A 22,203-nucleotide genomic window follows, 5' to 3' on the forward strand; every position below is an offset into this window, starting at 1 on the left:
AGTCGTCCGGCGCGTTCATCTGACGATCGCTGGGAACGGTGTGGGTCTGCTTCACGTCCCAGTGCTTCAGGCCGGGTTCATCGTGGGCCTGCCCGGAGTCGGTGAACCGCTTGCTGCTCTGGGGTCAGGCGAACATCGCGGCCGGCATCGGCCCGCGTGAGCATCCCAAGTAGGTCACCGCGGTGAGCAGTTCGCGGGCCTGCTGAGGGTTGACCACCGAGCGCCGGCCAACCTCGGCGTGATCCCACCGCAGTCGGCCACCGAGTTGACGGCGCAGCACCTGGTTCTCGTGACGGAGCACAAGCAGCTCAACGTCCTTGGACAGATCGGCACGGATCAGGATCACCGGCAGGCCGAATATGCCCCTCACCAACCGGTGGACGAGCGACGACAACACCTCGCCGTGGTGGCGGCCGCCGTCCTGATCGCGCAGCAAAAACCCAGCTCACAGCATAAAACCATGCTTCCGAGCGGGACACGAAACGAACCAGGCGCGTGTCATCGGCTGCGCATGACCTCGTCATAAGCCGGGCAAGGAGCACCGCCCGGACCCCGGTCCGGGCGGTGCTCCTTCTTCGTCAGCGCAGTCCGAACGCCTTCAGCGTCGTCTGCTCCACCCGGTTGCCGTCGGTGTCCCAGGCTTCCGCCTTGAGACTGACGGTGCCCGTGGTGTTGTCACGGGACGGGTAGGTCGCGGTCGCGGTGTAGGAGTCGCCCTTCTTCTTCGAGAGCTGGACCGGGTTCCACGTCTTGCCGTCGTCCGTGCTGGCCCACACCTTCAGCCCGGCGATCTTCGGCATCGCCTTCAGCGAAGGACCGTGTCCCGCGTTGACGGTGAAGCGGTGGCGCCCGGTGGCCACGGTGTTCCGCAGGTCGAGCGTGTCATCCAGGTCGAAGCCGACGGTGACCATCGGCTCGGGACGGCACGGATCGGTGGACACGACCGCACAGATGTGGCCGGGCTTCACCGTGTCCTTCTCCGCACGGAACGAGGTGAACGTCCAGACGGCGTTGATCGTCTTGCTCGTCGCCGAGAGCCGGTACGTGGCCTTCTCCGGGGGCAGCCTGAACAGGGGGACGCGGTTGATGTTGGTCAACGGCACGTCGGTCCCGTCCTGCTTGGTGAGACGGTAGGTGTAGCTGTAGATCCCACCCATGTCGTCGTGCTGCTGGAGCCCGCCGTTCACCCTCATCGTGTGGAAGACGGGGAAGAGCAGGTCGCCGCGCCTGCACAGGTCGCACGGGGTGTTCAGACCCAGGGTCGCCGGGTACGGCCTGGCGGGGTCGGGCACCCGGTACACCTTGTCCGGAGCCGTGTAACCACCGGGCGTGCGCGGTCCGGCGAACATCCGCTGCTGGGTGCGGACCGGCTTGTCGTAGATGTCCAGAGCGTCGCTCACCTCGACGGTGTTGTCCGACGGCCTGGCCACGCTGATGTTCAGCTGCATCACATCCGCCGCCAGCGGCCCGACGTAGTCGCGCCGGGTGTGCGGACCGACGGCCGACCAGGTGCCGAGTTCGACGGCCTGCGCGACGAGGAGGCGTTCGTCCTGCTTCCAGGCCAGGCGGTGGTCGGAGAACTTGGTGGCCGGGTCCGGGGCCACGTGCACCACGTCGACCTGGGCGAGCTGGTTGCGCTTGTAGGTGTGGTTCAGCGATTCGGGAATCCTGCCCTCCTGGTACTCCTTCAGCGCATACGTGAAGGGGGTGTCCGGCGTTCCCGTCACCCGGATCGTGACCGGGCCCTTGGTCAGCCGGTCGCGTACCGCCGCGCCGTCACGGGCGGACAGGGACACGTTGGCGATCCCCAGCTCCTTGAGCTCACCGGTGAACGGCGTCTGCGAGATCGGCAGCGGCAGGGAGCAGCGGGGCATCGCCTCCGACGGCGCACTCGGGAACGCCACCACACCGGCGGCCCCGGCCGCACGCAGGTTCTGCACCACCTCGATCGGCACCCCGCAGGCCGTGCCGAAGATGTTCGCCTGCAAGCCGGTCTCCAGCAGCGCCAGCTTGCCCTTGAGGTCGAGGGCGGCCAGTTCCTCCGGAGTGCCCGTTCCCACGTTCACCGCCGGGAGATCCTGGGTTCCGGTGAACGGGACCCAGCCGGGATGGCCGTTCTGGCTCTCGACCCCCTCGTACTCCCAGTGCATCCCCGGGACGGCCTGGATGTCCGGCATGCCCTTGCCGAGGAGGGACATGCTCACCTCCGACTGGCCGAGAATCGTCTGCTGGGCGAACCGGAACGTGCCCTTGGTGACGCGCTTGGTGGGGAGGGCCCACACCAGGTCCCAGGGGCTGTGGTCGAGCATGCCCGCGTACTGCGCGCCGTTCTCCGTCGTGCGCTGGTAGGTCTCGATCACGGTGTTGTTCAGCGGTCCGGCGGGAGTGGGCGTGCCGAACCGCACCTGGCCGGCCTTGCGCAGGTCGAGCGTGATCGTGGTGTCCTCGGTGACGTTCACCTCCGGGTCACTCAGCCAGGCGTAGTTGGTGCGCGAGTCGTCGTCGATCCAGCTGGCCAGCTCCATCACGCTGTAGGTGCTCGGAGGCACCCGGATCGTCACCACGCCCGGTTCCGGGATGGCGACGCCGTCGGGCTCCTCGTCCGAGTCCGTCACGCTGATGACGTCGAGTCCCGTGGGGGTCAGCGGGGCGCCGTCCCGGCCGATCGTCTTGACGGTGAGCGTGACCCTCGGTCCCGCGATGAAGAGGCCGACCGGGGTGCTGAGCCGTACGTCGCCCGCCTGGGCGGTGATGGCGCCGCCGTACGCGCCGAAGCCGAGGTCGGCCGCGTCGAGCGTGACCGTCGCGGACGCGGTGCCGCCGGCGGGGACCGTGAGGGTCTTGTCGGCGCTCAGCGCGCCCTCGATCGGCTTGCGCCTGCTGTCGGACAGCGTCGGGGTCAGCGTGAGGGTGACCGGCTGGTCCGTCAGGTTCGCGTACGTGACCTGCTTCGTGGCGGTCTTGCCGTCGCTGAAGTCCAGGTTCGCGGTGGTGGCGACGACCTGCTGGGAGGCCGCCCTGGCCACATCGACCCGGCCGGCGCCCTCTTCGTAGACGGTCAGTCCGACCTGCTTGCTGGTGCTCATCAGCGCGGCCTTGTACTGCGCCGCCGTCCAGTCGGGGTGGCGCTGGGCGAGGATCGCCACGGCGCCCGCCACGTGCGGGGTCGCCATCGAGGTGCCGTTGGCGGAGGTGTAGTAGTCGTCCACCGGCGTGCCCATCGCGGTGCCCGCGGCCCGCGCGGCGACGATGCCGAAGCCCGGGGCGGCGATGTCCGGCTTGAGCGCCCCGTCCAGGCGGGGGCCGCGGCTGGAGAAGCCGGCCAGCTCGTCGGTCTTCGTCGTGGCCGCCACCGTCAGCGCGGCCTCGGCGGTTCCCGGCGTGTTGACGGTCCGTGCTCCGGGCCCGTTGTTGCCCGCGGCGATCACGAACAGCGTGCCGGTGCTCGCCGTCAGCTCGTCGACGGCCTGCGACATCGGGTCGGACCCGTCGCTGACGCCGCCGCCGATGCTCATGCTGACGATCTTGGCGCCGCTGCTCGCGGCCCACTCCATGCCGTCGATGAGCCAGGACGACTCGCCCCGGCCGGCGTTGTCGAGCACCTTGCCGATCAGCAGCTTGGCGCCGGGGGCGACGCCCTTGTTCTTCCCGTCGGACGCACTGCCCGAGCCCGCGATCGTGGAGGCCACGTGGGTCCCGTGGCCGTGGCCGTCGGTCACGTCCTGGCCGGGGACGAACGAGTGTGTTTCGGCGAGCACGCCCGCCAGGTCGGGATGCTTGGTGTCGACGCCTGTGTCGAGGACGGCGACCTTCACCCCGGTGCCGTCGAACCCGGCGGCCCAGGCCTGGGGCGCGCCGATCAGCGGAACGCTCTCGGCCAGGTTGACCTGCACCTTCCGGTCCAGCCAGAGCTTGGTGACGCCCTGCTTGAGGGTGCGCGCGGCCGTACCACCGTCGCGGACGGCGCTCCAGAAGTCGCCGGCCGTGGCCTTGTCGACCTGTAGTCCGGCGCCGCTGATGCTGGTCAGGTCGGTGGCGGTGGTGGTGGCGGGCAGGGCGTCCGCCGCCGCCTTCGCCCCGCGCTGTCCCTTGGGGTACTGGACGATGACCGGCAGCTGCTTGGTCTCGGCGTCGGTGTAGCCGTTCTCGGCCAGGTACTCGACGTTGAACAGTTCCTTGTCGACGTTGCCCGCGTTCACGGCGGCCATGGCGTCGGTCGGGAAGACGTACACGCCCTTGGGCGTCGCCCTGGTCAGGAAGGCGGGCGCCGGACCGCCCGGACGGGCGGCGGGGTCCACGTCGACCTGGTGGGCGCCGCCCCGGTCCGACAGGGTGACGGTGTCGCCGGTGATGAGCGTGATCTTGTGCGTGCCCGCCGGCAACTGGTCCAGATCGGGCTGCGCGGCCGGTACGGCCAGCGCCTCCGGCGTGGAGACGGCGGAGAGCGAGCCGGCGAGGGTCACCGCGGTGACGGCGACGGCGGATCCGCGCCGTAACAGGCGCGAGAAACTAGGCATGGGGCTCCTTGGGAGGTGGGTCAGGCGGGCGGGCGGTCAGACGTCGACCCATCCGTCATCGGGCGCTAGGGCAGCGGGGTCCTCGTCGGGCTCCTGGTCGCCCTCCTCCGGCGGCTCAGGGGCACGCTGTGGATCGGTTCCGGACATGACACCCATCGTCTGCGGCGCGCCCTCTACCTACCTATGGGTAAAAATCCCCATCTATGCCCCTCCGTCCAGCCGTCGAGCGAGCGCGGCCCGCGAACGCAGCCCGAGCTTGCGCAGTGCCGCGCTGAGATGCTTGTCGACCGTCTTCGTCGACAGGAAGAGCTCCTTGGCGATCTCCCTGTTCGTCAGCCCGGTCGCCGCCAGCGTCGCGACCTCCCGCTCCCGGGGCGACAGGTCGTCGCCGTAGCCGCTCGGCCCGCCCCGGTGCCGGGCCGGCGACGGGACGCCGCGCCGCCTGGCCAGGTGGGAGGCACGGTCGAGGTCCCAGCGGGCGCCGAGCGAGGCGTACCCGGTCAGGGCCGCGTTCAGCAGGTCGGCGGCGCGCTCGTCGGCGAGCGCGAACAGGCCGGCGGCGGCCAGCTCGCGCGCCTGGGCGGCCTCGTACGGGCAGCCGAGCCGGTCGTAGTCGTCGACCGCGGCCAGGAACTCGGCGGATGCGGTGGCCGGGTCCGACGCGGCGGCGGCCAGCAGGCCGCGGGCGTGGGCCAGCGACGGTGGCGCGAGCGGCGCGTCCAGCGTGGCGAGCTCACGGCCGAGCCGGTCGGTCAGTGCCTCGGCCTCGTCCAGGCGCCCGGCCGTGATCAGCGCGTCGACCAGCGGCGGCAGCACCCGTACGGCCACCGGCCAGAGCCGTTGCGTGTCCCACACCGCGATGGCCGCCGCGACCCCGGCGGGTGGTTCGCCGCCCTGCCTGAGCAGCGCGCCCATCGCGATCGGCAGCACGTCGATCGCGCCCATCCGCGTCGCCCGCCCCACCACGTCGAGCAGCCCGAGCCTGGCCTCCTCCACCTCGCCGGAGGCGAGCGTCAGGCAGGCCCTGACAATGTCCAGGATGGCGAGTTGGCGCGGGTGCCCGGCCAGCCGTTCGGACAGGAATTCGACCTCCTCCCGCAGGCCCGCCCACGCACCGCGCGCGTAGGCGAGGACGGCGTACGACGCCCGGCATTCGAACTCCATCCACCGGGTCAGGTCGCAGCCCGGAGCCCCGAGCAGCGCGGCCGAGAGCATCCGGTCGGAGATCTCGTACCGCCCGGCGTAGCACGCGTCCTCGCCGAGTGAGCTGAACGCGCCCACCTCCCTGCGGTGCACGGGCCTGCCGCCCGTCTGCGCCAGCAGCCGGTCCGACAGCTCCGCCCAGCGGGGATCGCCCACCGCCGTCAGCACCATGGCGACCTTGCCCAGCACGAACGCGCGCAGGGGCGCGTCATCGATCGCGGGCAGCTGCTCCAGCGCCCGTTCCAGCCAGCCGACGTGCTCGGCCAGCGGCACGTCCGGAGTCGTCGGCAGGCCGAGCCCCACCATCGCCTGTGCCAGCAGGTCGGGCCGCCCGTCCAACGACTCCACCGCGTCGGTGAAGGCCCTCCACTGCAGCAGGGGTTCCGCCGCCGTCCGGTCCAGACCCAGCGCGTACAGGAAGCGCAGCTCCCCGCGCAGCGGCTGGGGCGGGTCGTGCGCGAGCGCCGCCGACAGGGCGTCGAGCTCGGCGACCACCTTCAGCGTCCTGGTGCTCGCCCAGCCGAGCTTGACCGCGAGTTCCGCCCGCCGTACCGGGTCGAGCGGGGCCTCACGCAGCACCGCCTCCAGCAGGTGCGCCGCCTCGTCGTCGTCACCGAGCGCGGTCGCCTGGTCGGCGGCCTGCTCGGCCGCCGACACCCAGGCGTCCAGTTGCCCGGAGTGGCGCAGGTGGTGCGCGAGCTGCCCGAGCGGCACCGGGCTGAGCCGCCCCACCGCCGCACCCGCCCGCGCGTGCAGGTCCCGCCGCCGCGACAGCGGCACGCTGCCGTACACGGCCTGTACGGCCAGCAGATGCCGGAACCCGACCAGCCCCGACCGCTCGACCAGCAGGCCGCGTTCGAGGGCTTCGTCCAGCCCGGTCTCCGCCTCGCCCGCCGGGATCCGGCAGGTGGCCAGCAGCGTACCGATCGGGACGTGCGCCTCCAGCACCGCGCCCGACTCGACCACCGCGCGGGCGGCGGGGGACAGGCGGCTGACCCGTTCGAGCACCGAGTCGCGCACCCCGGCGGGGACGTCGAGCTCGTCGATCGTCTTGCGCGCCCAGCCGCCGTCGCGCCGTACGAGGCTGCCGCGGGCGCGCAGCAGCGCCAGCAGCTCCTGGATCGCGAACGGCAGGCCCGACGTGCGCTCCCGCAGGTAGAGCGCGAAGTCCTCGGACACGCGCGCGGTGCCGAGGATCGAGGCGGCCAGCTCCTGCGTCTCCGCCGTGCCGAACGGGGTCAGCGCCACCCGGGTCCTGGCCACGGCCGTGGGCAGCCGGGAGGTCAGCGCCCGCACGCCGACCCCCACTTCCTCGCCGCGGTAGGTGAGGACCACGCTCAGGTCCGGCGGGGGATCCGACAGCAGGTAGCCGAGGAACTCGACGGTCTGCTCGTCGGCCCAGTGCATGTCCTCCAGCACCAGGACCACCGCGCCGAGGGTGGCCAGCAGCTCGGCCAGCCCGCGGAACACCCGGTGCCGCTCGCCGACCCGGTCGTCCAGCGGCTCAGGGGCGAGCGGGAGGACGTGCGCGAGCTCGGGCAGCAGCGGCCGCAACGCCCCCGCCACCGGTGACAGGGAGACGGCCGCCAGCCGTTCGCCGGTGCCGCGCAGCGCTTCGAGCACCGGGCCGAGCGGGAACGGCTCGCGGATGTGCCCGCAGCCGCCGGTCAGCACCAGCGTCCCGGCCAGCTCGGTGGTCAGCTCCCTGACGAGCCGGGTCTTGCCGATCCCCGCCTCGCCCTCGACGACCGCGACTGCCGGGGGGCTGCCGAGCGTGGACAACAGCGCGGACAGCTCTGTCGCCCGGGCGACCAGTTTCGGCGAGACGATCTGTGCGCTGCTGGCGATTCGGGGGGTCACGTCACCGGCCTCGTTCGAGATCAGAACGAGGTTCAGCCTACTAGTCGGGATTCGCCCGGTTTCAGCCCTGGTCTGGCAGGGCTGTGCCGCTCGATTATTGGGTTACATGATCTGAGCTGCGGTCAGGCGACGTGGTGGTATTCGTTGATCGTGCCTGTGATGACGGGCTTTCGGTGGACGGATGACAGGTCGTTGTGGGCTGCGCGGTGATGTTCCGTAGCCCTTCGGCTTGGAAGACCTCCCGGAAGGCGGAGGTGAGGAGCGGGTCCCGATCGTGGATCACGAATCGAAGCCCGGCGAAATGGTCGCCAAGGTCCATGGCCAGATTGCGGGCTTGCTGCGTGGTCCATGCTCCGGTCGGGTGTCTGCTGACTCCGGCCAGGTGCAGGCGCCGGGTGCCGTGCTCGATGAACACCAGCACGTACGGCCGCTTGAGAAGCACCGTTTCGACGACGAGGAAGTCACACGCGATGATCGCGTGGGCTTGAGCGGTCAGGAACTGCCCCCCGGTCGGCCCGTCCCGGCGGGTACAGGGCCGTCCCGGGCGTCGCCTGTCGGTGAAGGTCCACTTCCGCGCTGCCAGGTTGCGGTGCCAGCGCAAGATCGTTGCTGGGGTGACGTGGAAGACTTCCGTCCATCGATGGCGGGGGATCAGTCGCGCCAACGCCGCGAGCCAGAGTCGGTCGGCATGGTTCCACCGTGGCCGGCCACCGAGTTGACGGCGGAGTACCGTCAGTGGGGCCTGCTTTGCGGCTCGCCGTAGCCTTCTTCTTCAGGGGTCCTGGGCCCTGACGGTGCGTCAATACTGCCCGATGTAGTGCTGGACGCCGCCGCCCCTGGGGAGCCGCCGCGCCCACTCCGCGATCCTGCTCGGGGACGGGTCGTCAGACAGGACGGCCATCGCCAGGCCGGGCAGCGTGACGTTCTGCTGCCAGAGCTCCTGCCACTGTTCGTACCGCAACGACAGGTAGTGCAGGCGGCTCGTCCGGCCCAGCGCGGCCAGGTCCATGACCGGCGATCCGCACAGGTCCAGCGCGTAGAGCCGGGGCGCGGTGACCAGCGGTTCGAGGTCGACGGCGTGGCGCGCGCGCACCCGCACCGCGCGCAGCGTCGGATGGCCCGCTATCGGCGCCAGGTCGAGGGCCTCCACGTCCTGAAGCGTCAACGCCTCGACGGCTGTGTCCCGGAGCGGGCCGAGATCGGCCGACCGGCACTGCGTCAGCTCCAACTTCAGGAGCCGGGTGCCTCGGACGGTGCCCAGATCGATGTCGCCTCCGCCCCGCACCCACAAACTCTGGGTGTTGTGGCCGGGATTCAGCACCTCACGACAGGCCCAGACCATGGACGCGTCGGGCTCGTTCTCGGTCTCCCGGGCGAGGGCCATGTCGCCGAGATCGATCCGCAGGTCGTCGTCCTCGCACGTCCAGTCGCCTCGCTCGAGTGCCTCCACGTGGCGGCGCAGCAGCGAGGTGACTGAGTCGGCGACGTAGGTGGGGCCGTCTCGCCGCAGGCCGATGCGGATGACCTGGCCGGGACGGCCTCCCGGCCCGGGGTTCATGTCGACGGCGAGGTACTCGTTGTTCCCACCGTCGGCGAACGGGATCCAGCTATCCCGGTCGACAGAACGCCGGACCGCCCCGGGCGGGCCGTCGTCCAGCATGATCCTCCATGGGTCCGGGTCGAACAGCGGCACGTTGTGCATCCAGTAATGATCACTTCCCAGCTCGGACACGAAGGACGCTGAAAGCCAGTCGTAGCCATTGTCGATGAGTCCCAGGTGATCATCGCCGTCCATCACGTCGTAGAGGGCGCGCAGATCGTCGGGAAGCGGGTGATCCAGGTCTGCGAACATCTCCTCCCGATCCGCCGCCGGCGGCGGCAGCTCATCGGAGTGGCCGAGGATCTCCTCACGGCGCTGGAGGTAGGCGCGCAGCAGGCGGACCGCCTCGGCGGGATCCCCGGCCTGCGTCGGATCGGCGGGCCCGTCCACCTCATCGCCGGGACCACTGGGCAGTGCCTCCTCGTCGCGGACGCAGGCGGCGCCCGAGTTCTCCGCGCGACCGCCAACGGCGGCCTCGAACCAGCCCGAAGGATGCACGACCATCGTGACCGCCGTACCACGGCCGAGGCGCAGCGCCTTGCGCAGGTCGAACGGGAGACCGAGGTTCTTGAGGGTGCCGTCGGGCAGGGTGTAACAGCCTTTGGTACCTCCGCCGATGGTGAACGTGGCGCGTCGCCAGCCGTCCGGGGCCCTGGCGGCGGTCTGTACCGCCAGGAGCCGCAGCACCTCGGTAGTCTGGGGGGCCTGCTCGTTCTCCGCGGCCCGGCGGCCGGTCAACCGCCAGAAGTCCGGATGGCCGCGCAGACCGTCGTGGTCGGGGTCGGCGAGGATCTCCTCGGTGATCCACGGGGCGAGCCGGACCGCCTCGGCGAGATTGTCGAGCGCGGCGTCCTCGTCACCGAGCAACGCATGGACCCACCCGCGGTAGTGGTACACCTTGGCGCCGGGGTGCAGGGCCGCGGCCTCGTCGATCACCCGAAGTGCCTCGCGGGCACGCCCGGACTCGCCGAGCTCCAGCACCCGGGACAGCCAGCCGAGCAGATACCCGGGGTCCTCCCGGGTGGCGCGCTCCCAGTCCACCGGCCGGATGCCCGCCAGCAGACAGGTCGCGGGCCCTGCCATGCCGCCGTCCGCCGCCCGTTCCATGGCCGTGGCGGCCTCCGCCGGATCGGCCTCCATGAGCAGCCAGCCACGCCACAGCTCGGCGAGTCCGGGTTCTGCCCCGGCGGCCAACGCCCGATCGAACGACTCCAGCGCCACGTGCAGCATCCCCGCGTCCAACGCCGCGAACGCGACGTCCAGCCAGCGATCGGACGAGCCGTCCGCGGCGGCGATCGCGGGGATCAGCGGCCCCGCTGGGCGCCGGGGCATCTCCTCCAGCATGAACCCGCTGAGCCCGATCGGCCGCACCGACCGTTCCCGGAACACCGCCGCACGGGCCATCAGCGGCTTCAGAACGTTCTTGGCGAGAGTCCCACCTGGTGACGCCGCGGCAAGAAGGTCGAGCCCGGCGGCTGTCCGGTCGACGCCCTCGAAGCCCATCCCCGCGGGATCGGTGAAGCCGAGCACGTCGACCACGAAGACCTCGTCGCCGGTCGCGAAGATCAGCCCTTCCGGGATGTCGCCTTCGCACCGCCCGGCCCGGGTGGTTCCGTAGGTGCAGCGCCAGAACGTCCCGTCCGGCCAGACGCGCTCCATCGTCCCGCTCCTGCGCCCTTCCCAGCCCGCGGCCGCCAGCCGCTCGCGCACCCTCGCCTCCGTCATGGCACCCGATTATGGGACGCCAAGATCACCCATGACGGACTTTTAGTCAGATGGCGGGGCGTTCAACAACGGGAGGCGACATCGTTCGGCCTCGTCGAGCGCGTGCCGGACGGGTAGCTGACGACAGGCAGCTCCGCCGGCTGAGCCCACCGGCGCAGTCTGACAGGATCGTGACCCGTGATCGTGCGCAACGGTCGGACGCTCGCCCGCGTGGTCCGTCCCGTCGGCTGTGATCTGCGGGGCGGCGCCTTGGCGCGGTCGGTCGTGTTCGCCGATGACTGCCCGGGCGGTGTGCGGGTCACTTCGACGGACCCGGCCACGTTGCGGCAGCTCTGGACACGTCCGCTGACGTCGCTGCGCTCGCTGGGGGAGGGGGCGGGTGATGCGCCCGCCGTCGAGCTCAAAGTCTTCGCTGAGGGATACGTGCGGGTGCGCGTCGGCGGCGACGAGTACGCCTTCACCGAGGACGGGCGGCCGGTGCCCGCTCCGGGCGCCCGTCCTCCCATGGACTCCTCCCTCGACCATGGGAGCGGGCCGGTGGAGTTCGGCCGATTTCCTGATTCAGGGACTGATCGGGAGGAGGGCCTCGGCAGCGACTGGACGGCCCTTCGCTCGGGTCCGCAAGACCATCGGCGGCGCCGTAACCGATGAGGCCATGCTCTCCGTGACCCACCTGCGCGCGCAGAACCTCAACCTGCACGACATCGCGGCCCGCCTCGTCATCACCAGGGGCGAAAGGAAGGGGCGGCCCCCTCCGCGGCAACGATTTATGCGCATGGTTCCGCGAACACGGACGCGAAGCCAGACGTCGGACCGGTGTAGGGGCCGTTACCGTCCGAGTCGCTCTGCTCAAGAAGAGCGATCTGCCATCTCGGTGGGCACGGAGTTGGTGCGCCCCGGGGTGGGCAGAGGCGGAGTTCCGGCGCAAGGTACTGGACCTGCTCGAAGCGGGCCGTGTGGTCAACGAGCTGGCGGGTTGGCCTGATGCCCCGAGATGCCTGCACCTCGTGCAGGATCTTCCCGCCCGGCGAGGCCGGGCCCCGCGGCAGGGTAGGTCATGAGAGGGATGCGAACCATCGCCCCGCCGCGTTCCAGCGTTCGACGGTGGGGAACCCGGATCGCCTGGCTAGGGGGCCGATATCGTCGATCGAGACGGTTGCCCAGGTGAACCAGTCGCCCGTGCGCCCGGCCTGGCGCAGCCGCAGGGTGTGAACCCCGCTCTGTGAACCCGGTGGCGAGAGTTCGGCGATCACTTTTCCTTCCGGCCTGACCAGCTCGCGCAGGCGCCGGAGGAGGACCGCCGGGTCGCCACCGATGCCGATGTTGCCGTCGACCAGGAGCGCCTCCGCCCACCACCCGGTTCCCGGAAGGGGTTCGAAGATGCACCTGCGCAGCGCCAGGCCGCCCGCGCGGCGGGTCAGCTCCACGGCCAGAGGTGTGATGTCGATGCCCAGAGAGGGAATCCCCATCCGGGTAAGCGCCACAGTCAGTCTTCCTGGCCCCGAACCGACATCGAGAGTGGGTCCGCCGCATCGGGCCAGAATGTGCTCGTCGCCCTCGTTGTACCGGAGCCAGCGCATGGCGGAGAGTGGCTGCATTCGGCCGTCGGCATATTCGATTTCTACGCTTTCGCCGTTGAGAGAATCCTCGTAGAAAGCGCCGATCACGCGACTCTTCCACAGCGGCCGGTGCTGGGAAAAGGGGCTGCTGGAATGTTGCCGCGACTACTGTTGATCATGTCGCAACATTACCTCGGCAGGTCGGTGCCGATTCTTACGAAGCTGTTATGGGCGCGGAGTCGCAACAGCCTTGCAAAAACACGTCCAGCGCGCCTCAAGTGAAAAGTCAAGATCTGGTGCATGCCTTCCGGGCGTGCAGGATACATCGGCCATATCGCGCGACCGGCCGCCCTGGGAATCGTATCTTCGGGGACCCGAACTGGTCATTTCTCGGAATGACGTCATACTTTCGTAAGGGAAGGGGCGCTGATGCCGCGTTAGCGTCCACCTATGGAGATCGACGTGGTGCTGCCCTGCCTGAATGAGGAGGCAGCCCTGCCCTGGGTGCTCGGGCGGATGCCGCCCGGCTTCCGCCCGATCGTGGTCGACAACGGTTCAACCGACGGATCCGCGAGGGTCGCGGCGGAGTTCGGCGCGACGGTGGTGACAGAGCCTCGGCCCGGATTCGGCGCCGCGTGTCATGCGGGGCTGACGGCCGCGACGGCGGACGTGGTGTGCTTCATGGACGCCGACGCGTCCCTCGATCCCGGGCAGTTGCCGCGCGTCGCCGGGCCGGTCCTGGCGGGTGAGGCCGATCTGGTGCTCGGCCGCCGCGTCCTTGGTCGGGGCGCCTCCTGGCCGGTGCACGCCCGGCTCGGCAACGCCGTGCTGGCTCGGAAGCTGCGCCGCCGTACCGGTGCCGACCTGCACGATCTGGGGCCGATGCGGGCGTGCGGACGTGCCGCCCTGCTGGCCTTGGAGCTGGCGGACCGCCGGTTCGGCTACCCCCTGGAGATGGTGCTTCGCGCCGGCGCGACCCACTGGCGGATCGCCGAGGTCGAGGTGGACTATCTGGCCCGTACGGGGAGGTCGAAGGTGACGGGTACGGTGCGCGGCACGCTCCGGGCGATCGGTGACATGCGCCGGGTCATGGCCGACAGGACGATATGACGTGAGTTCACACCATGTCGAGAGCGCGCAACTCCTGGTGATCGCCAAGGAGCCCGTACCGGGAAAGGTGAAGACCCGCCTGACCCCGCCCTGTACTCCGCGCGAGGCCGCGGCACTGGCCGGCGCCGCGCTGGAGGACACGTTGCGGGAGGTTGCCCGGGCTCCGGTGACCCGCCGCGTGATCGCTCTCGACGGGGCTCCTGGGGCGTGGCTGCCCGCCGGGTTCACGGTCCTTCCGCAGCGCGGCGACGGTCTGGACGAACGGCTCGCGGCCGCGTTCGACGACGCCTACCGGGCGTCGCCCATCCCGATCGTGCTCATCGGCATGGACACCCCGCAGGTGTCCGCAGGCCTGCTGGCCGGTGCCGTATCGCTGCTCGGCGCCCATGACGCGGTGTTCGGCCCCGCGACGGACGGTGGGTTCTGGCTTCTCGGACTGCGCGCCCCCGACCCCGATCTGCTGCTCGGCGTGCCGATGTCCGAGCCGACCACGGGAGAGATCCAGTTGAACAGACTGAGAGAGGCAGGGCTGAGTGTCGCTCGAATGCCCTGCCTGACCGATGTGGACACCATGGCGGACGCGGTCGAGGTGGCGGCCCTGGCTCCCCACTCCCGCTTCGCCGCCGCGCTCGCCGGAACGGCGGTGTTGTCGTGATCGATGGCGAGGCGAAGGTACTGGTCACCGGCGCGGCCGGATTCATCGGGAGTCATGTGACGGAGGCGCTGGAAGCGGCCGGACATGAGGTGGTCCGCCTCGACCTCAGGACCGGCGACGATGTGCGCGACGCCGCCGCGCTCGACCGGTCGATGGCAGGGGTCGACGTCGTCGTGCACCAAGCGGCCAAGGTCGGGCTCGGCGTGAACGTGGCCGACCTGCCGGACTACGCCTCGGTCAACGTGTACGGCACGGCCGTGCTGCTGGCCGCGATGGCCAGGCATGAGGTCGGGCGGCTGGTGCTGGCCTCCTCGATGGTGGTCTACGGCGAGGGCGCCTATGACTGTCCGAGACACGGCCGGGTACGGCCCGCGCCGCGATCCGCCGCCGCTTTGGCACGTGGTCTTTTCGAGCCCCGTTGCCTTCGGTGCGACTCGGAGGTGGTCTGCGCCACCATCAACGAGGACGCGCCGGCCGATCCGCGCAACGGGTACGCCACCAGCAAGCTGGCGCAGGAGCATCTGGCCGCCAACTGGGCGCGCGAGACCGGCGGCACGGTCGTCGCGTTGCGGTACCACAATGTGTACGGGCCCAGGATGCCCCGGGACACGCCGTACTCCGGGGTGGCGGCGATCTTCCGGTCCGCGTTGGAGGCCGGTCGAGCTCCTCGGGTGTTCGAGGATGGCGGGCAGTTGCGGGATTTCGTCCACGTCCGCGATGTCGCTCGCGCGAACGTCGCCGCGCTCTTCGGCGGCCGGCCGGGGCTACTGGCCGCGTACAACATCGCCAGCGGAGAGCCGCGCACCGTCGGTGACATGGCGCGGGCGCTGGCCACGCACCATGGCGGGCCGGAGCCGGTGACGACGGGGGAGTACCGGCTCGGCGACGTCCGGCACATCGTGGCCGCACCGCACAAGGCGGCTGCGGAGCTCGGATTCCGCGCCCGGGTCGGTTTCGACGAGGGGATGAAGGAGTTCGCCACCGCGCCCCTGGCCCGTCCGGCGTGACCTCCCGCGCGGCGGGAACGGCCGTCCTGCTGCTCGCCCTTGCAGGCACGCTCATGCTGGCGGTCGGCGAGGACGCCGTTCCCGCGGATCGCCACGGCCTGTTCTGGCCTTACGTGCTCGCGTGGGCGATCTTCTACGCGGCGGTGTGGGCCGTGCGCGGGCTGCCCAGGCGTCAGGCGATGTCCCTGGTGATCGTCGGGGGGATCGCCGTAGCCGTCACCGGCCTCCTGTCTCCCCCCGCGACCAGCACCGACTCCTACCGCTACGCCTGGGATGGACGGGTGCAGGCCGCGGGCGTCTCGCCCTACGATCACGCTCCGGCCGAGGCGGAGCTGGTGCCGCTGCGCGATTCCTGGCTCTTCCCGCACGATGCCGGCTGCGAGGGACCCGATCGATACCCGCTGCCGTCAGCGGACCCGATGACGTGGTGCACGCGGATCAACCGCCCCGGCGTGCACACGATCTATCCGCCCCTGGCGGAGGCGTACTTCCTTCTGGTGCACGGGCTCTCGCCTGAGGGGGCTCGGCACAAGCCGCTGCAGATCGGTGGTGCGCTCCTGGCGCTCGCGACCTCGGCCGTGCTGCTGATCGCGCTCAGCAGCCGGGCCGGCACCCGGGACAACGCTCCGGCGTACACCGCCTGCTACGCGTGGTGTCCCGCCGTCCCGCTCGAACTGGTGAACAACGCCCACGTCGACGCGCTCGGCGTCCTGCTCGCCGTCATCGCCCTGACCACCGCGAACAGGTACAGGGTGCTCGGCGGCGCGCTGTTCGGCGCGGCGACCGCCGTCAAGCTGCTGCCCGCCGTCACCGTCCCCGGAGCGCTCTCCGGGCTTCTCGCGTCAGGCGGAAGGACGCCGAAGCGCCGGGTGGTCGATGCCCTGGCCGTCGTCGGCCCCGCCGCACTCGTCGTGGCGCTCGCCTACCTGCCGTACGTGCTCGCCTCGCGCGGGTCGGTACTCGGATTCCTCTTCGGTTACCTGACCGAGGAAGGGTACGACGATGCCGGCAGCAGGGACCGGTACGCGTTGCTGCGGCTGGTCCTTCCCGACTCGTGGGCGTTCCCCGCGGCCCTCGTCATCCTCGGGATCGTGATCTTCCACGTGCTCCGGCACGGTGACGCGGACCGGCCGTGGCGAGGCGCCCTGGTGGTGACCGGAGTGGGGTTCCTCGTGTTCACGCCCGGCTATTCCTGGTACGCCGTACTGGTCGTCGCGCTGGTCGCCCTCGACGGCCGGTGGGAGTGGCTCGGCGTCCCGCTGGCGAGTGGCGCGGCCTACATGGGCACCGGCGCCGGCGTCGGGACCATCGCCTACGCCCTCGCCGCACTGATGGTGACCGCCGGGTTCGTCGCACGCGTGGTCCGTCCTCCAACAGGCAGCGCGTACAACTCCCTGAGACTGCGAAGAGCGGCCGGACATTGCCGAATGGGTGCCGGGACGTGGCTTTGGAAAGACCGCTTCCGGTAAGGAGACCGACAGCCGACATTGGATTTCAGGGGGATCGGTGCCGGATGCGTCGCATGGGCGCGATCGTGAGGTCAAGCCCGACAAGGAGAGCCGCCTGGCCGCGCGCCTCAGGAGGTGGAGCGGGCCGCCCGGGCCGTTCCGGCCAGAGTTCTGGCGCAGCCCGCTGCGCGGTCCCTGGCTGACCTCGGTGCTCGGACTGATCCTGCTGGCTGGAATCACCATCGTCGCGATCACCGGGCTGGTGTCGTACGCCGCCTATGAGCCGAGACTGCCGGGCAACGACACGACCCCCGGCAGGGGCCTGCTGGGCTTCTACCTGTTCGACTGGCCCACGGACCCGGTCTGGTTGTACCGGGTCACCCAGGGCGCGCACGTCATCGGCGGGCTGACATTGGTGCCGATACTGCTGGCCAAGCTGTGGTCGGTCATCCCGAAGCTGTTCTCCTGGCCGCCCGCCCGCTCCGTGGCGGAGGCCGTCGAGCGGGCCAGCCTGCTGCTCCTGGTCGGCGGCGCGGTATTCCAGTTCGTGACCGGGATCCTCAACGTCCAGCTCTTCTACGTCTTCCCGTTCTCCTTCTACCCGGCCCACTTCTATGGCGCGTGGATCTTCCTGGCCGCGTTCGTCGTACACGTCGTCATCAAGCTGCCCCGCGTCATCCACACCCTGCGGACGTACGGCCTGCGCGACCACCTGCGCACCTCCGTGGCGGACACTCGCCCGGAGCCGCCGGACCCTGATGGCCTGGTCGCCACCGACCCGGCGCCTCCCACGATGTCCAGGCGCGGCCTGCTGGCCTTCGCCGGCGGCGGCTCGCTGGTCATGTTCGGCCTGTCCGTCGGCCAGTGCGTCGACGGGCCGTTGCGCCGTACCGCGCTGCTCGCTCCCCACGGGCGCTTCTACGGTACGGGCCCCAACGACTTCCAGGTCAACAAGACGGCGGCGAGCCTCGGCGTCACACCGGCCCAGACAGGCGAGTCCTGGCGGCTGACACTCACCGGACCGAACCGGCTGGAACTCTCCCGCGCGGACCTGCTGGCGATGCCGCTGTACACCTACGCCCTGCCGATCGCCTGTGTGGAAGGCTGGTCGACCGTCCAGACCTGGACCGGCGTACGGCTGGCCGACCTCGCCCGCCTCACCGGGATCCGGACCGGCTCGACAGGTGTCACCACCAGGTCTCTGCAACGCGGGGGCTATTTCGGCCAGGCCTCGCTCAGCGCCGCGCAGGTGGCCGACCCGCGCTCGCTGCTGGCGCTACGGGTCAACGGCGCCGACCTGTCCCTCGACCACGGCTACCCGGCGCGGGTCATCGTCCCCAACGCTCCCGGAGTCCACAACACGAAGTGGGTACGCGAGCTCGACTTCACCCAGGAACGATCTTGAACGGCCACGGCCGATGGGCCAGGACCTACGGCGCCCCCGCATGGCACTTGCTCGCACTCGCCCTCTGTTTCCTGGTCGCCGCCTACGCCGCCACCCGGGTGGTCGAAGCGGGGATCTGGCCGGGCTTTCTGGTGTGGTTCGTGGGGGCCGTCATCCTCCATGATCTGGTGCTGTTCCCTCTTTACTCCGCCGCCGACCTCGCCGCCCGATCTTCCACCGCCGGTGCCCGTCGCCGTGGTCGTACGGCTGCTCGGCCTCGGCGCCGGCCGCCGGGGCGGCGGCCGGCTCCGATCAACTACCTGCGCGTGCCGACCGCGTTCTCCGGCCTGCTGCTGCTGGTGTGGTTCCCACTCATCCTGAGCGGCGCCGAGCCCAACTACAGGGCGGCGGTCGGCTTGAGCACCCTCCCTTATCTCAACCGATGGATTCTGGTCACCCTGGTGCTCTTCGCCGCCTCAGCACTGCTCTACGTGCTGCGACGCCTGGCTGCGGGGCGGTTCGGCCGTTGAGCGCCCGGCCGATCGGCGACTACGCGATGCTGTCGGACTGCCGGTCCGCCGCGCTGGTCACGTCCGACGGCTCTGTCGACTGGCTGTGCCTGCCGCGTTTCGACAGTCCGGCGATCTTCGCCCGGCTGTTGGACGAAGAGGCCGGCTGCTGGACGATCCGGCCGGGATGTCCGGCCGAGGTGACTCGCCGGTACGTCGAGGACACCCTTGTGCTGGAGACCACGTTCCGGACGCGCGGCGGCACTTTGGTGCTTCTGGACGCTCTCGCGCTGGGCCGTGGCGAACGTGAGCACGCGCTGGGCACGTCATCCCCCGGCCTGCTTCTCCGCCGGATCGCCTGCACCGAAGGGCAGGTGCCTGTGGAGATCGTGTATGCGCCCCGGCCTGAGTTCGGTCTCGTCCGCCCGCTGATGCAAACGGTCCGCGGCGGCCTGATCGCCCGTGGAGGCGCCGACGTGCTCACCCTGTCCAGTCCGGTGGAATTCCGGGCCGGCGGCTCGGTCGCGGACGCCCGGCTCACCCTGCGCGCAGGACAGAACGCCGGTCTGGCCCTGCAGGCCGGTCGGGCCTGGGCGCCCGACCCGCCGTGCCGTACCTCCTGGGCCGTCGCGCGCCGGATCCGTGACACCGTCGCGGGATGGCGCTCCTGGTCACGTGGCCACGCCGACTATGAGGGACCCTGGCGCTGGCACGTCAACCACAGTGGCAGGGTTCTGCGTGCGATGACCTACGCCCCGACGGGGGCCATCGTGGCTGCAGCAACCACCTCCCTGCCGGAAAGCATCGGCGGGGAGCGCAACTGGGACTACCGCTACACATGGGTCCGCGATGCCAGCTTTACCCTGCACGCCCTGAACACGGCCACCTGCGAGGAGGAAGAGACCGCCTTCTTCGCCTTCCTGTCCCGCGCATGCGCGACCCAGGTCGATGCGGATCCGGACCTGCAGATCATGTACGGCATCGGCGGCGAACGCGACCTGAGTGAACGGCGGCTACCGCATCTGCGGGGGTGGCGGGACAGCGCACCCGTGCGGGTCGGCAACGACGCCTGGCGCCAGCGTCAGCTCGACGTGTACGGCGAACTGCTCGACGCCGCCCACCAGACCTACCGGGACATCGGCCCGTTCGACCCCCTCACCCGCTCGCTGCTGATCGGAGTGGCCGAGACCGCCGCGCGCCGCTGGCAGGAGCCGGATCAGAGCCTGTGGGAGGTCCGTGGCCCCAGCAGGCACTTCACGCACTCGAAGCTGATGTGCTGGGTGGGACTGGACAGGGCAATCACCCTGGCCCCCGTGCTGGGGGCCGCCAACCGGGTCGCCGACTGGACGCGCGTCCGAGACGAGATCCACGCCGCGATCCTGACCCACGGCTGGAATGAGCAGGCGGGTGCCTTCACCCAGACGTTCGGCGGCACCCAAATCGACGCCGCCACCCTGATGATGCCCCTGGTCGGATTCCTGCCGCCGGACGACCCGAGGATCTGTTCCACCGTGCGGACCGTCGCCGGTCAGCTGACTGACGCGAGAGGGCTGGTGTACCGCTACCGTTCCGCCGACGGGCTATCAGGCCAGGAGGGCCCATTCCTGCTGTGCACCTTCTGGCTCGCCCACGCGCTGGCCCTCACCGGTCAGGACGCCGCGGCCAGGCGGACGTTCGAGACCGCCGCCTCCTGCGCCAACGACGTCGGCCTGCTCAGCGAAGAGGCAGACCCCATCACAGGAGAAGCAATCGGCAACTTCCCCCAGGCCCTCAGCCACATCGGCCTGATCAACGCCGCCCGCGCCATCGGGGAGGCCCGGCATTGAGCCCTGCGCTTGCCGGCAATGTCATCGGCCGGCGGGCATTACACGCACGGCTGGGTGTGCGCTTCTGCCTACGTAGCCGTCACTGACCTGACCATCGGCACGGGCGGGACCGAGTAAACTCGACGCCCTGCAGCGTCAGGACGCCGTGGACGCCGAACGTCACCTCAGCGGTCACATCCGCCGGACGAGAATCGAACTGGCACCCGGAGGGCTTTCAGCCCCAGAAATAGAATCCCTGACCGGTCTTGCGGCCCAGCTGTCCGGCGGCAACCTTGTCCCGCAGCAGTTGCGGGGGCGCGAACCGGTCACCCAGCGTCGCATGCAGGTACTCGGCGATGGCGAGGCGGACGTCGAGGCCGACCAGGTCCGTGGAGCGCAGCGGTCCCATCGGATGGCGATAGCCGAGTTCCATGGCGGTGTCGATCGCTTCGGCGTCGGCCACGCCTTCCTCGAGCATCCGGATCGCCTCCAGGCCGAGCAGGACGCCAAGACGACTGGTGGCGAAGCCGGGCGAGTCCCGCACGACGACATCCGTCTTGCCCAAGCCGCTGATCCAACCGCGGACCTGCTCGATGACGCCTGCTGCCGTTCTGGGCGCGGTGACGACCTCGACCAGGCTGGACGCGGGGACCGGGTTGAAGAAGTGCAGCCCGAGGAATCGGTCCGGACGGCTGAGGGCGGAGCCGAGCCCGGCGATGGACAGGGAGCTGGTGTTGCTGGCCAGTACGGCATGTTCGCCGATGACCTGCTCCGCCTTCGTGAGCACGTCGACCTTGAGCGCGGGCACTTCCGGCACGGCTTCGACGACCAGCTCGGCGGTGGGCGGAATGGCGGAGACGTCGTCGACGACGCTCAGGCGGCTGAGCGCCACGTCCACGGCGTCAGCGAGCTTGCCACGCGCAGCAGCCTTGGCGAGGCCGTCGGCGACGCGTCGACGGGCGGCCGCGGCGTCGCCGGTTTCGGCCACCGACACCTCGGCGCCCGCCGCGATGAAGACCTGAGCGATACCGGCCCCCATCCGGCCACCACCGAGCACGCCGACCGTCTTAGGCATCTGAGTCACGTTTTCTCCGTTCCAGGAACTTGGTCATGCGGTCGTGCTTGTCCTCGGTCTCGAACAGGACGGCCTGGGCGAGGTCGTCGGCAAGCGGGTGCCCGCCAGGGGCGTCCAGAACCAGCTTGGTCAGCCGCAGCGCCGTGGGAGACCACCCGGTCATCCGGTCCAGCAGCCGATGAGCGGCACCGGACAGCTCCTCGGGAGCGATGATGTCGGCGACCAGGCCGCAGGCCAGCGCCGCCTCCGCGGGCAATTGCCGGCCGGCGAGCAGCACCTGCTTGGCCACGGACCTGCCGACGAGCTCGGCCAGCCGCCAGCAGGCTCCGGCCGCGGCGACTATTCCCAGGCCCGGCTCGGGGTTGCCGAACACGGTGGCGGGCGTGGCCAAGCGGATGTCACAGGCATAGGCCAGTTCGGCGCCACCGCCGATCGCGTAGCCGTCGACCGCGGCGACGGTGGGCATCGGGAGCCGGGCGATGCGGTCGAACAGCCTGCTGTTGATGCCCCGCAGGGCGTCGTCGCGGCCGCGGGCACGCAGTTCGGCGATGTCGGCGCCGGCGGCGAACACCCCGCCGGCGCCGGTGAGCAGCAGTGGCCGGGGGACACGTTCCAGGAGGTCGCAGACGGCATGCAGATCATCGATCATGGCCGCGTTGATCGCGTTGCGGGCGGCGGGGCGGTTCAGGGTGACGACGACCCGGTCGTCGCGCTCGTCGAGGATGAGGGTTCGCACACAGGCTCCA

The 22,203-nt window shown here is 70.5% G+C and carries 16 protein-coding genes; 8 read left to right on the forward strand and 8 right to left on the reverse strand.

Translation table 11 applies throughout. The annotated features are described in order from the left end of the window. Nucleotides 1–124: 124 nt before the first annotated feature. From IEZ27_RS50600 to IEZ27_RS50620, 5 genes are all read right to left on the reverse strand, one after another. Entirely contained in the window at nucleotides 125–436 is a 312-nt protein-coding gene (locus tag IEZ27_RS50600) for a hypothetical protein (RefSeq protein WP_189653822.1), read from the reverse strand. 142 nt (nucleotides 437–578) lie between these two features. Then, nucleotides 579–4,517 (reverse strand): S8 family peptidase, encoded by a 3,939-nt coding sequence (locus IEZ27_RS50605; RefSeq protein WP_189653823.1) that lies wholly within the window; start codon nucleotides 4,515–4,517, stop codon nucleotides 579–581. Nucleotides 4,518–4,718: 201 nt separating this feature from the next. After that, nucleotides 4,719–7,580, reverse strand: a complete 2,862-nt coding sequence (locus IEZ27_RS55405) for a helix-turn-helix transcriptional regulator (protein WP_308427372.1) — start codon at nucleotides 7,578–7,580, stop codon at nucleotides 4,719–4,721. A 94-nt stretch (nucleotides 7,581–7,674) separates the two neighbouring features. Further along, nucleotides 7,675–8,244 carry a hypothetical protein gene (locus tag IEZ27_RS50615; protein ID WP_189653824.1) on the reverse strand — a complete coding sequence of 190 codons (570 nt, stop codon included), beginning with the start codon at nucleotides 8,242–8,244 and terminating at the stop codon, nucleotides 7,675–7,677. Between the two features lie 135 nt (nucleotides 8,245–8,379). After that, nucleotides 8,380–10,905 (reverse strand): TPR end-of-group domain-containing protein, encoded by a 2,526-nt coding sequence (locus IEZ27_RS50620; protein WP_189653825.1) that lies wholly within the window; start codon nucleotides 10,903–10,905, stop codon nucleotides 8,380–8,382. Between the two features lie 177 nt (nucleotides 10,906–11,082). On the opposite strand from IEZ27_RS50620, the gene IEZ27_RS50625 reads away from it, so the two are divergent. Continuing rightward, the gene (locus tag IEZ27_RS50625) at nucleotides 11,083–11,556 is read left to right on the forward strand and encodes a hypothetical protein (protein ID WP_189653826.1); all 474 of its coding nucleotides are present in this window, start codon (nucleotides 11,083–11,085) and stop codon (nucleotides 11,554–11,556) included. Nucleotides 11,557–11,960: 404 nt separating this feature from the next. On the opposite strand, the gene IEZ27_RS50630 is transcribed toward IEZ27_RS50625, so the two are convergent. After that, nucleotides 11,961–12,572, reverse strand: coding sequence for a methyltransferase domain-containing protein (locus IEZ27_RS50630; RefSeq protein WP_189653827.1), 612 nt, complete (start codon nucleotides 12,570–12,572; stop codon nucleotides 11,961–11,963). 342 nt (nucleotides 12,573–12,914) lie between these two features. Between IEZ27_RS50630 and IEZ27_RS50635 the strand changes: the two genes are divergently transcribed. Genes IEZ27_RS50635 through IEZ27_RS50665 form a run of 7 tightly spaced genes read left to right on the forward strand, consistent with a single transcriptional unit; the run spans nucleotide 12,915 to nucleotide 20,403 of the window. After that, nucleotides 12,915–13,574 carry a glycosyltransferase family 2 protein gene (locus IEZ27_RS50635; RefSeq protein ID WP_189653828.1) on the forward strand — a complete coding sequence of 220 codons (660 nt, stop codon included), beginning with the start codon at nucleotides 12,915–12,917 and terminating at the stop codon, nucleotides 13,572–13,574. A gap of 1 nt (nucleotide 13,575) precedes the next feature. Next, nucleotides 13,576–14,229 (forward strand): TIGR04282 family arsenosugar biosynthesis glycosyltransferase, encoded by a 654-nt coding sequence (locus tag IEZ27_RS50640; RefSeq protein WP_189653829.1) that lies wholly within the window; start codon nucleotides 13,576–13,578, stop codon nucleotides 14,227–14,229. Next, nucleotides 14,226–15,236: an NAD-dependent epimerase/dehydratase family protein gene (locus tag IEZ27_RS50645; RefSeq protein WP_229825075.1), complete on the forward strand. Its 1,011-nt coding sequence runs from the start codon at nucleotides 14,226–14,228 to the stop codon at nucleotides 15,234–15,236. Before IEZ27_RS50640 ends, IEZ27_RS50645 begins: the two co-directional genes overlap by 4 nt. Beyond that, the gene (locus IEZ27_RS50650) at nucleotides 15,233–16,705 is read left to right on the forward strand and encodes a glycosyltransferase family 87 protein (protein WP_229825076.1); all 1,473 of its coding nucleotides are present in this window, start codon (nucleotides 15,233–15,235) and stop codon (nucleotides 16,703–16,705) included. Before IEZ27_RS50645 ends, IEZ27_RS50650 begins: the two co-directional genes overlap by 4 nt. A 37-nt stretch (nucleotides 16,706–16,742) precedes the next feature. Next, on the forward strand, nucleotides 16,743–18,089 hold the full coding sequence (locus IEZ27_RS50655) for a molybdopterin-dependent oxidoreductase (protein WP_229825077.1): 1,347 nt from the start codon (nucleotides 16,743–16,745) through the stop codon (nucleotides 18,087–18,089). Further along, nucleotides 18,086–18,598, forward strand: coding sequence for a hypothetical protein (locus tag IEZ27_RS50660; RefSeq protein ID WP_189653830.1), 513 nt, complete (start codon nucleotides 18,086–18,088; stop codon nucleotides 18,596–18,598). Before IEZ27_RS50655 ends, IEZ27_RS50660 begins: the two co-directional genes overlap by 4 nt. After that, on the forward strand, nucleotides 18,595–20,403 hold the full coding sequence (locus tag IEZ27_RS50665; protein WP_189653831.1) for a glycoside hydrolase family 15 protein: 1,809 nt from the start codon (nucleotides 18,595–18,597) through the stop codon (nucleotides 20,401–20,403). Before IEZ27_RS50660 ends, IEZ27_RS50665 begins: the two co-directional genes overlap by 4 nt. A gap of 214 nt (nucleotides 20,404–20,617) precedes the next feature. Here the strand turns inward: IEZ27_RS50665 and IEZ27_RS50670 are convergent, their stop codons facing one another. Next, entirely contained in the window at nucleotides 20,618–21,457 is an 840-nt protein-coding gene (locus tag IEZ27_RS50670; protein WP_189653832.1) for a 3-hydroxyacyl-CoA dehydrogenase family protein, read from the reverse strand. Further along, nucleotides 21,450–22,193, reverse strand: a complete 744-nt coding sequence (locus tag IEZ27_RS50675; protein ID WP_229825078.1) for an enoyl-CoA hydratase/isomerase family protein — start codon at nucleotides 22,191–22,193, stop codon at nucleotides 21,450–21,452. The genes IEZ27_RS50670 and IEZ27_RS50675 overlap by 8 nt, the downstream gene beginning before the upstream one ends. Between the last annotated feature and the right edge of the window lie 10 nt (nucleotides 22,194–22,203).

The sequence above is a fragment of the Nonomuraea spiralis genome (genome assembly GCF_014648435.1).
Lineage (GTDB): Bacteria > Actinomycetota > Actinomycetes > Streptosporangiales > Streptosporangiaceae > Nonomuraea > Nonomuraea spiralis.